11 protein-coding genes are annotated in these 11,097 nt (G+C 41.8%); 2 read left to right on the forward strand and 9 right to left on the reverse strand.

Annotation, left to right across the window (positions count from 1 at the left end; translation table 11 throughout):
- Positions 1-274 precede the first annotated feature (274 nt).
- From H4683_RS01610 to H4683_RS01635, 6 genes are read right to left on the reverse strand one after another with little or no spacing between them, the layout of a single operon-like run.
- Complete coding sequence (locus H4683_RS01610; RefSeq protein WP_192597065.1) at positions 275-1,210, reverse strand: ABC transporter permease; 936 nt, start codon at positions 1,208-1,210, stop codon at positions 275-277.
- Positions 1,188-2,111: an ABC transporter ATP-binding protein gene (locus H4683_RS01615; RefSeq protein WP_192597173.1), complete on the reverse strand. Its 924-nt coding sequence runs from the start codon at positions 2,109-2,111 to the stop codon at positions 1,188-1,190. The genes H4683_RS01610 and H4683_RS01615 overlap by 23 nt, the downstream gene beginning before the upstream one ends.
- Positions 2,112-2,118: 7 nt before the next feature.
- A complete protein-coding gene (locus tag H4683_RS01620) occupies positions 2,119-2,817 on the reverse strand; it encodes an ABC transporter ATP-binding protein (protein ID WP_192597066.1) in 699 nt (232 codons plus the stop codon).
- Positions 2,814-3,179 carry a GntR family transcriptional regulator gene (locus H4683_RS01625; protein ID WP_192597067.1) on the reverse strand — a complete coding sequence of 122 codons (366 nt, stop codon included), beginning with the start codon at positions 3,177-3,179 and terminating at the stop codon, positions 2,814-2,816. Before H4683_RS01625 ends, H4683_RS01620 begins: the two co-directional genes overlap by 4 nt.
- A gap of 3 nt (positions 3,180-3,182) precedes the next feature.
- Positions 3,183-3,944: a hypothetical protein gene (locus H4683_RS01630; protein ID WP_192597068.1), complete on the reverse strand. Its 762-nt coding sequence runs from the start codon at positions 3,942-3,944 to the stop codon at positions 3,183-3,185.
- Positions 3,945-3,948: 4 nt separating this feature from the next.
- A complete protein-coding gene (locus H4683_RS01635) occupies positions 3,949-4,731 on the reverse strand; it encodes a hypothetical protein (protein WP_192597069.1) in 783 nt (260 codons plus the stop codon).
- 315 nt (positions 4,732-5,046) lie between these two features.
- Between H4683_RS01635 and H4683_RS01640 the strand changes: the two genes are divergently transcribed.
- Positions 5,047-5,415, forward strand: coding sequence for a VOC family protein (locus H4683_RS01640; RefSeq protein WP_192597070.1), 369 nt, complete (start codon positions 5,047-5,049; stop codon positions 5,413-5,415).
- Between the two features lie 349 nt (positions 5,416-5,764).
- Here the strand turns inward: H4683_RS01640 and H4683_RS01645 are convergent, their stop codons facing one another.
- Together H4683_RS01645 and H4683_RS01650 are read right to left on the reverse strand one after the other, a co-directional pair.
- Positions 5,765-7,429 (reverse strand): sensor histidine kinase, encoded by a 1,665-nt coding sequence (locus tag H4683_RS01645; protein ID WP_192597071.1) that lies wholly within the window; start codon positions 7,427-7,429, stop codon positions 5,765-5,767.
- A gap of 4 nt (positions 7,430-7,433) precedes the next feature.
- Positions 7,434-8,129, reverse strand: coding sequence for a winged helix-turn-helix domain-containing protein (locus H4683_RS01650; protein ID WP_192597072.1), 696 nt, complete (start codon positions 8,127-8,129; stop codon positions 7,434-7,436).
- Positions 8,130-8,385: 256 nt separating this feature from the next.
- Between H4683_RS01650 and H4683_RS01655 the strand changes: the two genes are divergently transcribed.
- On the forward strand, positions 8,386-9,540 hold the full coding sequence (locus tag H4683_RS01655) for a DUF418 domain-containing protein (protein WP_192597073.1): 1,155 nt from the start codon (positions 8,386-8,388) through the stop codon (positions 9,538-9,540).
- 653 nt (positions 9,541-10,193) lie between these two features.
- Here the strand turns inward: H4683_RS01655 and H4683_RS01660 are convergent.
- Positions 10,194-10,931 carry an ABC transporter ATP-binding protein gene (locus H4683_RS01660; protein ID WP_192597074.1) on the reverse strand — a complete coding sequence of 246 codons (738 nt, stop codon included), beginning with the start codon at positions 10,929-10,931 and terminating at the stop codon, positions 10,194-10,196.
- Positions 10,932-11,097: the final 166 nt, after the last annotated feature.

Raw genomic sequence — 11,097 nt, forward strand, 5'->3', positions numbered from 1 at the left:
GAACCATTCGGGCATTTACGGGCAGTTGATCCCCAACCTAGTCTTTTTCGGATATCCTTAAGCTATGAAGTGGGGATCTTACTGCCCGTTAATGCGGGATAAAAGGAGTGATAGTCTTATGTGGTTTCTATACATCATGTTTACATTGTTCGCATTCGTTCTTTTAGGCGTAGGCGCAGGCCTTGTACGTACATTCAGCAATCATAAATAATCAAAATGAAAAGGGGCAGTACCGAATACCGGAAATTCCCGGTTGTCGGCACTGCCCCTTTCTTTATGCTGTCACATCACGTTTCGTAAATGATACCAAGCTTAGCACGAGGAAAATAATCACATACCCAATAAGAACAGCAATCGAAAACGGCATCGTCATATCATCAAAAAACGTCTGGCCCGTTTCATATTGCGTCAAATTCGCATTGGCGAATAAAACATATTTCGCGATTTCATACTTTGATAAGAAAGCAACAATGACTGGTCCTGTAAAGAACAGAAAAATGGATACACCATTCGCCATCGAAGTTGAACGGAAAACAGTCCCAAGCATAAACGCTAACGTCGAAATAACCGCCGCATTAATGAACGCTAGAAACATCATATACAGTGATTTTCCCAAAAATGCGGATGTTGTAAGTTCAGTTCCATAAAACATAAACGAATTTTCCACGCTTGCCGGGAAGAATATAAATGCACCTATTGCACTCGACACGTACGTAATCGTCGTCGCGAGTAAACAAAATAATAACACGGTGATATATTTAGACGTAAGTATTTTCCATCTTTTAACCGGCCTTGAAAGTAACATTTTAATTGTCCCTTGTGAGAATTCCGTTGAGACAATCCCCGACGCTACAATAATTGTAAGAAGCGTGACCATCGACATAATCCCAAATGTCTCCGTAATCACTTTCTCACGAGTTTGAGGTTGACTACTTTCGATACTAAACGAAATATTTGATTCCATTTCTGACTTGCGCTCTTCTAATTCAACTTTTTTATCTTCCGTTAAATCTGGTGAGGCGAGCTCTTTCTCTACTTCCGCAAGATCTCCCTGTAAAGTTTCTGTCCAGCGGGAATCATCCATATATTTTTCCGATAATTTTGCAATCCCTTGAAATCCGATGATAATGGCCACAAGAAGGATTGCCATCACCCACGTCCCTTTTTTACTCCACAACTTCATCCATTCATTCTGTATGAGCTTCGGCAATTTGGCCACCTCCTGTCATTTCTAAGAATTGATCTTCAAGCGTTTTACGATGCGGTTCGACGGCGTATAGTTGCAAATCCTGCGCGGATAGTTGTTGAATAAGACTCGGAATCCGCGTCTTTTCCACATTGATAATGAACCCATCTTTATGCGGCTCAACAGTGAACCCTTCAGCGACAAACAAGTTTTTCGCTGCATCTGCTGGAAGCGCTTCGATGTAATAATGAGACTCCTGCTCCGCCGACATTTCACGGATATCAATCAATTTACCATTCTGGATGACTGCAATCCGATCACACATCAGTTCAATCTCCGACAGCATATGACTTGAAACGAATACTGAAACGCCTTCTGTTTCCGCAATCTTTCGCAAATACGTTCGGAACTCTCGAATACCAGCCGGATCTAATCCGTTCGTGGGTTCATCCAAAATCAGGAACTTCGGACGATGTAAAAGTGCTTGCGCCAAACCGAGTCGCTGCCGCATCCCAAGTGAATACGTCGACACTTTCTCATGGATCCGTTTTTGCATACCGACTTGATCCACAACCTCGTCAATCCGTGCTTTCGTGACACCTTTATGCATACGTCCAAAATGCACCAAGTTTTTATAACCGGACATATACTTATACATTTCCGGATTTTCTACGATAACGCCAACTTTCGACAGCCCTTCTTCAAAGTCGTCAGCAAGTGATTTTCCTTCTATGATAACATCTCCACTTGTCGGACTCATCAGCCCAACCATCATCCGGATTGTCGTTGTTTTCCCCGCACCATTCGGACCAAGAAACCCCGTAATTTGCCCCGGATACAACGCCAAATTCAAATCATCAATGATCTTTTTCTTGCCAATTGTTTTCGATAAATTCTTCAGTTCTACTACTGGTTTCATTTCCATTTCCATTTCAACTTCCCTCCCTAAACAATGACACCATCCAACTCGTGGCGTCTTTCCCGTATGTATCACGGATTTCGTCAACTGCCTCGTGCGCGATTACACGACCCCCTCTTAGTACTACGATTTCATCGAGCAATGGTTCCACTTCTTTTAATTCATGCGTCGACATGAACACCGTTTGTCTTTCCGTATCCGTATAACGAATAAGCCCTTTCGCAATATCATCCCGTACCATCGGATCTAGGCCGGAGAACGGTTCATCCAACAAATAATAGTCTGCTTCACGTCCAAGCGTCACCGCAATTTTGACCCGGCCCCGGTTCCCTTTGGACAGATTTTTTATTTTCGAATCAAGCGATATATTTACAAACTGCGCAATTTCTTTCGCTTTAATTAAATCAAAATCTACGAACTGTGATTCATAGAAATCGAAAAGCTGACCCACCGTGAAGTATGGATAAAACAAGTCTGCATCCGGCATATAAGCAACACTTGCAGCCACTCTTCGCGTAATACGACTTCCGCTAAACGTCGCACTTCCCGAGTCAGGTGTCAACAACCCCGCAACCAACTTAAGCAACGTCGTTTTCCCACTGCCATTTTCTCCGACTAAACCGATGATTTTTCCTAATGGCAGCATTAGCGTCAACCCTTCGAGTGCTTGCTGTCCCCCGTACTTCTTCGACACATTGTTCAGTTCAATCATTTTTCTTCACCCCATTCCTGAAGATATAACACCATTTCATCTTTCGAAAAGCCAAGCGCCTCCACGTTTTGAATGAATGATGTGACAAGTTGTTCTCTCATTTCATTCCGGAGCAAAGCAATCTTTTCCACATCTTCTGTTACGAAAGATCCTTGTCCCCTCTTCGTTTCAGTGATTTCCATCTGCTCCAGCTCCTTATAGACGCGCTGCATCGTATTGGCATTCACACCGGCCTCAATCGCATAATCACGAACAGACAGCAACTTCTCCCCGGGTTTCAACATTCCTCGAATAATATCGCCCATAATCCGGTCGATGAGCTGCTGATAAATTGGTTTGTCTGGAAGAAAATCTATGCCCATCGCTTACAACCTCACTTTCTTTTCAAACAGCATTGACCCGACTGCGAAATAGATTGCCGTCATAACACCGTGAAGGACAAGACTGCCGATTGTTAAAATGGCTCCGCCTGGGATAATATAATTGGGCTCCATCATCGTCAGCACCCCATTCATTGGACCCATTTCCTTAACGGTTTGAAACACTCCCGTAAACCAAATCATCCCCCATGCATACGCCCAAATGATGAACAAGACAAACATAATAATGACTGAGAAAAACCAATCCATACGCGAGCGAAACACCTGGTAAATTGACCAGAAGAAAAAAACGAGTGCCATTACATAAATGGCATTCAACAAAATGACTGCACCCACGCTAAACAATAGAGCAAGACCATCTACAATAGAAACTGTTCCACCACCCATATAATAGGAAACACCTACAATTGCTCCACACAATAAAAACGAACAACCTATGATGATGGTGATGAATACAACTTTTGCTCCAACAAGCTGCCACATGGATGTAGGAGAGTGGAGCCAAATGTCCAGTCGCTTCATTTCCTTGTTCAGACTATCCCAAAACCAAGACACTGCCGAAATCATATGAAGTAGAAAGCAAAATACTATCATGGATTTAATATCGACGTCAAAGTTTCCCAATGGCCCATAAAATGTGTGATTAATTATCAAAAACACAATCGTACTATTTAATAAGAGCTGTGGAATAACCCCCCATTTCAACAATGCCCATTCTTTGCGCACTAACCCTCTCCATCTTTTCATACGCTTACAACCTCACTTTCTTTTCAAACAAGACGGTTGCAACGATGAACATGATCACTGTGAAAAGTACGTCAAATACAATTTGTCCTGTATAAAAAGTCGCGCCGGTCAGTTCAAAATAACCTTTTTCAATATCGAGCTTAGGGTTTTTTAATTGTAATAAATCAACCGGGCCGACTTTTACTATCTTGTTGTATAGATCTGAATTCCCCGTTATTTGGACTACGTACGATGAAAAGAAGAACAAAATAATCGTGACGGGAATTGAAAACCCTTTAATATAAGGCCTCATCAATTGATACAGCACCCAGAAAAAGAATCCCGTGCACAGGATTGAAATCGAAGCTACAAATAATACAACCACGAAAATACTGCCATAAAACAGGAGTGCATTGAACGTTAGAATAGATGGTGTTAAAAATGCATAGTATAGCGCGAGAACAATTGTTGGAATGAACAATCCACCAGTACCAATTAGCATCGCAAAAACCACTTTCGATCCAATCAGTTTAAAAATAGATGCATTCGAATGAAGCCACATATCCGGACGCTTCATGTCCCTCTCCAACATGGTAAATAACGCAATCACTGGTGCCAACACACTTGCGCTCGCCCACATAAAACAAATAACAAGGGCAATTTCAAAAACATGCACACCCGCTCCCAAAAATCGGGTTATGATTATCGGAAGAATCGACATCGTAGCAACTGCAAATAGTGCACTCACAAGCAACAGCCTCTTCATCGTCACCCATTCTTTTCTCAATAACCCATTCCACTGTTGCATCAACTTACCTCCTTTCATACTAGTGTATTAGTTACATAGTACACTATATATAAAGAAATTGTAAAGAGATTTGTTGAGATGAAATTTTCAATATCATCATGTTGATATACAAAAAAGTTTCTACATACCTTTTCTGCTAGGCAGACAAGAATAAGAAACTCGCAGTCGTTCCATCTACTCAATCTATCAGTAAATTCAATGGAATTTAATCAAACCAATAAGAATTACTTATCAATTAGTATCCAAAAAGGTTCATAGTGCTTCGATGTATGGAAGACTATACTAAAGATACAACGTTCAAAGGAGAGATGGACAATGAGTACATTCCTTACAGGTATTGATCACATCCAAATTGCAGCTCCAACTGGTTCAGAAGATGCAGCTCGTCACTTTTACGGGGAACTGCTCGGTATGGAAGAGATTCCGAAGCCAGAAAACTTGAAAGGACGAGGCGGTTGCTGGTTCCTATGCGGTCCACATGAGGTGCATATTGGCATCCAAGCTGAGTTTACCCCAGCGAAAAAAGCGCATCCCGGATTTACCGTGAATACGCTCGAGCAGTTGAAATTACGATTGAAAGAAGCCGGCTCTATCATTAGTGAAGAACCGCCAATTGAAGGTCGTTGCCGCTTTTTCACACATGATCCGTTTGGTAATCGGATTGAGTTTTTAGAGTTTGAATGAAGAATGAATGACGGTTGGATTGCCATGGTAGTTCGGGTGTCCCATGGCAGTTTTTCGATTTGCCATGACAGTTTTACGGATTGCCATAACAGTTCCGCCGCGCCATTACAGTTTTTCACTTTGCCCTCACAGTTTCTCGATTTGCCATGACAGTTTCGTCGCGCCATTACAGTTTTCCACTTTGCCCTCACAGTTTCACGGATTGCCATGACAGTTCAGCCGAGCCATTACAGTTTCTCGCTTCGCCCTCACAGTTTCACGGATTGCCATAACAGTTCAGCCGCGCCATTACAGTTTCACACTTTGCCCTCACAGTTTCACGGATTGCCATGACAGTTTCGCCGCGCTCTTACAGTTTAGGAATCTTAATCCTAATAGTCGTCCCTTGTCCGCTCGATTCCACATCTATTTCACCGTCGTGTGCTTCGACTAACTGCCTTGCAATCGTTAATCCGAGTCCCGTTCCACTTTCATCCGAAGTCGTATTCGTTCCTCGGTAATATCGATTGAACAAATTCTCCACTATATCAGCAGTCATTCCTTCCCCTTCATCTCGCACTTCAAGTAGCACTGAATCATCCTTCGCAGAAATAGCTATATGAATCGGTGTGTGATCTGGATTATGCTTTACTGCATTTCCAATCACGTTATCGAGCACCCGGCTAAACCGTATGGGATCGATAAAGACGTAAATAGACCCTTCCATTTCGGACAAACGAATATCTTCCGCAATATACCTTTTAGCATACCCCACAATATATTCGCCAAGTTCAACGCGTTCCTTTTCAAGTAGTACCCCGTCATTTTTCAACTGATACGTATAGGTCAAGTCATCAATTAATGCGTCCATGTAATCCGCTTTGTCTCTCATCGTACATGCGAAATCCCTCACTTCATCACCCGTCCATGAATGATCCGATGAAAGCATAACCGCATATCCATATACTGAACTTAATGGTGTTTTCAAATCATGGGACAGGCCCGTAATCCACTCCTCCCGCAGTTTTTCCGTCAGTTGTAACTTTCGTTCATTGTCTGCAAGGTTCATCGATAACATGAAAAGTGAACGATCTATATCTTCATAAATCCGGTATTTCCGCTTCAATCTGCCGTCTGAATTTACACGAAGCTTAGTATCCTTAAGTTGTGAATAATCTTTTCGTGCCAACTGCTCGATCCGTTTAAGGAAATAGAGGACAGGTCTCCCAAGCCTCGTTCCAATCCACAGTGAATAGATAAGCGTGAATAATAGCAAGAAGACATGAAAAATAAGGAAAGCAAGTCCCATTTTTTTAAGTATAGTGATCATTTTCGAATCAAACGAGAAAAAATAGGGATTTTCCATTCGGACAACAGCTGTACTTCCATCAGAAAGTAAAACTGTTGCAATAATTTCCTTCTGCTCCGTTAATAAATTAGACGCACTTAATAAATCCGTGCCTCGAAGCGCTTCTTTTGAAGAGCCATTCACAACTTCAATACGATTACCAAGCGCATCATATCGTTCAAAAACCGCATCTGCCACTTTAACATATTCAGTTCCTTCGGTCGATAATAGTGGGAAATCCCTTTCTCTTTGGAGTGTCTCCAATAACGCATCGGCTTTTGTATACTCTGTAAAAAGTAAAAACACCCCATTTTCAAATTGCCATAAATAATTACCCTTGTCGTTTTGAAGTTTGCTGAAATCAGAAAAGGTATATATGTCGGGATGAATTTCTCCCTTCCCTGATGTTGCGACAACTCTCCCATCTCCTGCAATAAGTCGGACAATCCCCCCGCTCCGTTCCGCTAGCTCAATTAAATCATTGGACATTGAATATTTTCCGATTGCTGTTCGACTGATCCCCTTTTCCAAATCAGAAGAAACGGCCTCTCGAATGTCTTCTTCAAAACTAGAAAATGTCATCGTAAATGCACCCATTAAAATTCCGAATGAAACCACTATAAGGACAGCGTAAAACATGAAAAAATAGGTAACAAAACGAATGGTCATCTTCCGTGATAAATTCATTTCATCATCCCCTCGTTTGCAACTTATAGCCAAGTCCGCGAATCGTAACTAGAAGTTCTGGACTTCCAGGACTTTCTTCGATTTTCTCTCGTAACTTACGAATATGAACCATAATCGTATTGTCGTCGATAAAACTATCCGCCCCCCATACTTGTTCATAAAGTTGTTCTTTTGAAAGTACTTGATTAGGATGCTGACAAAATAGATGCAACAAGTGAAATTGTTTTCCTGTGATGGGGACCGTTTCTCCGTCCACAGTCAATTTTGCGGCATTTACGTCCAATAGAAATCGCCCATAATCATAATGAACTCTTTCATTGTTCGTCGTAGATACATAGCGGCTCGTCTGTACTTTTACGCGTGCTGCGAGTTCCATCGGGTTAAATGGTTTCGTTATATAATCATCCGCACCGTGCATGAATCCACGGATTTTATCCGCATCCGACGCTTTTGCTGTCAGGAAGAAAATCGGCGCATCTGATTGTTTACGAATTTGTTCTGCAAGTTCAAGCCCCGTTCCATCTGGCAGCATGATATCAAGAATATGTAAATCATACGTCTTCCCTAGAATAAGCGCTTCCGCTTCCCGATACGTTGTACAAACGTCAATATCCGTGAATCCTTCCTTACGTAAAATAATATCTACCATATCTCCAATTGCTCGTTCATCATCCAAAACGAGTATTTTTGCCTGTTTCACTAAATTACCTCCAAAATTTAAGGTCCTGTTAAGGTTTCTGTCACCTTTTTATAAGCTTCATCCTTCATACTAACAAATGAGCGTGTAAATCAACCATGACAATGCCTAACTATCCACGTATTATTAAAAGGTCTAGTATAATACTCGCGGCGATTGGCATGGGTAGTGGTCTTTATCTCGGCTATGTCGGGATTAAACTGTGATAATTTCTGTCGGTGCTGATGAAAGACCTATTTTTATAAGGGGAGATAAAATTTTGCCATCAACTACAACTAGAGTTAATTCAATAGACGGAATACGAGGATGGAGTTTGTTTGGAATCCTTCTTGCCAACTTACTTATTTTTCAATATGGGATTTTTGGAAAGGATGAAATTGCATACTTTGACCTTTCATCAGGCAACCTGTTTTCCTATTATTTCACAAAGATATTCATAGAGGGCGCGTTCATGCCGATCTTTACGTTCATATTTGGCTATTCACTTATTTTAATGAAGAATAGCCTTGAACGTAAACAGCTACGAGTCAAATGGCATTTGTTTAGAAGATTTATTGTATTAATGGTATTCGGACTTTTACATAGTATCTTTTTGTGGGAAGGGGATATTTTATTCCTCTACGGGTTAATGGGGATCTTTCTTTTATTATTCGTGAATCGCAAACCTAAAACGCTGCTTATATGGGCAGTCATTCTTTTTTCAATTATCACGGCTGGGAGTTTCTTTAATTCAGGAGAAGATTTTGAACTAACAAGTGCGGAAAAAATGGCAACGTATCTTGATGAAACCATGACCGCATACAGCACTGGAACTTACGGGGAAATTAAAGACCACCGGAATAATGAAGATCCCATGGAGTTGGATGGAGGAGAAGCTGCCTTCATGCTCTTACTCATGCCAATCCTTTTGAGTCCTTTGTTTTTATTCGGGATGTATGCAGCACATAGAAAGTGGTTGCTTGATCCTCTCAAAGAAAAGAGAACCTATTGGATTGGAATTTTACTCTTTATTCCACTTGGGCTATTTCTAAAAAACGCGCATTATTTAGGCTCGTTACCCGACATGGCTGAAACAGGAGGAATTATCCTTTCACTTGGATATATAAGTCTCTTTGCTTTTGCCTACACCAAACTCCATGCACACCCATTATTAACTGCCTTTGAAAACGTTGGGAAATTGTCTTTGACAAATTACATCACGCAGACTGTTATCTGTACGTTTATCTTTTACGGCTATGGGCTTGGACTTTTCGGGAAATTGGGCGCTACTGGCGGAATTATTTTGGGTATCGCAATCTTTTCCCTTCAAGTCGTTGGGAGTACCTTGTATTTAAAATATTTCAATCAAGGACCTCTTGAAAAGTTAATGAGGGTTTTCGTGTATTTGAGGATTTCTTCTTCTAGAGGAAAGTGACAATTGAAGTAATATCAAGTGAAACAATAAAATCCGCATTCACAGTAATGAGCCCTATTGACGAGGACGGGTAGGGTAGAAAAACATCATAAAGAGCTACAAACCGCGATGGTTTGTAGCTCTTTATTTTTGTTGATATAACAATGCTCCAATATCAAAATCAATCTCTACAGTATAAGGTGCTCCTGAATAGTATGACAGTCCGACCGAGCCATTACAGTTCTACGCTTTGTCCTTACAGTTTCTCGATTCGCCATGACAGTTCCGCCGAGCCATTACAGTTTTACACTTTGTCCTTACAGTTTCTCGATTCGCCATGACAGTTCCGCCGAGCCATTACGGTTTTACGCTTTGCCCTCACAGTTTCTCGGATTGCCATGACAGTTCTGCCGCGCCATTACAGTTTTCCACTTTGCCCTTACAGTTTCTCGATTTGCCATGACAGTTCCGCCGAGCCATTACAGTTTTCCACTTTGTCCTTACAGTTTCTCGATTTGCCATGACAGTTCTGCCGCGCCATTACAGTTTTCCACTTCGCCCTCACAGTTTCACGGATTGCCATGACAGTCCGACCGAGCCATTACAGTTTTACGCTTTGCCCTCACAGTTTCTCGGATTGCCATGACAGTTCCACAGAAATCAGAACACTCACCTCAGACTAAACCACGACTAAACATCGAGCCAAATAGTTTCTTCGAATACGTATGCGAAAACTCGAATTCACCATCCACCTTAACGCTTTCCTCCACAATTTTCCCATCTTTCATGATATAAATGCGGTCGCATATATACTCGACAACTTGTAAGTCATGGGAAATGAAGAGCATAGCCATGCCAGTTTCACGATTCAACTCGATTAGTAAATCAATAATTTCTCTTTGTATTAAACGGTCCAGGCTTGAGACGATTTCATCGCAAACTAGCAATTTCGGATTCACAAGGATAGACCTAAGCAAATTAACGCGCTGTCTCTCACCGCCGCTCAGTTCGGATGGACGTCGATTCAAGTGTGCATCGGTCAGTTTTACACTCCCAAGCATGTCGCGAATATGCGCCGCCCGATCCCCTTCGCTATTACGTAGCGGTTCCATCAAAATTTCCCTGACAGTCCAGGATGGATTAAGAGCAGCTGACGCATTTTGAAAAACGAGTTGGCAATCTTCGTAAAAGGTTTTCCTCAAACGCTTAGTAACGGGCGTTCCATTGAATGAAATAACCCCCGTTTCAGGAGCTTCAAGCTGCATGATAAGCCGTGATAGCGTGCTCTTTCCACTGCCACTTTCTCCAATAAGGCCAACAATTTCGCCTTCCCCGACGGATAAATCAATGTCACGAAGAACCTTATTCCCTTTGCGATAGCTTTTCGACACATTTTCCACCGTTAATAACATCAGCTTTCCCTCCATTTCCCCAGATTAAGTACGCCCTGGCATATTTGCGACAATAAGGAGGAATGAAATTCAATTCCTCCCCGCTAACTGACCTGAGTCGCCAAAAACGCCATGTCCTGTGACATTGCCAACTTACCTACACCGAGTAGGTCTTCAAGCAGGTCCA

This window comes from Sporosarcina limicola (genome assembly GCF_014873855.1).
GTDB classification, from domain to species: domain Bacteria; phylum Bacillota; class Bacilli; order Bacillales_A; family Planococcaceae; genus Sporosarcina; species Sporosarcina limicola.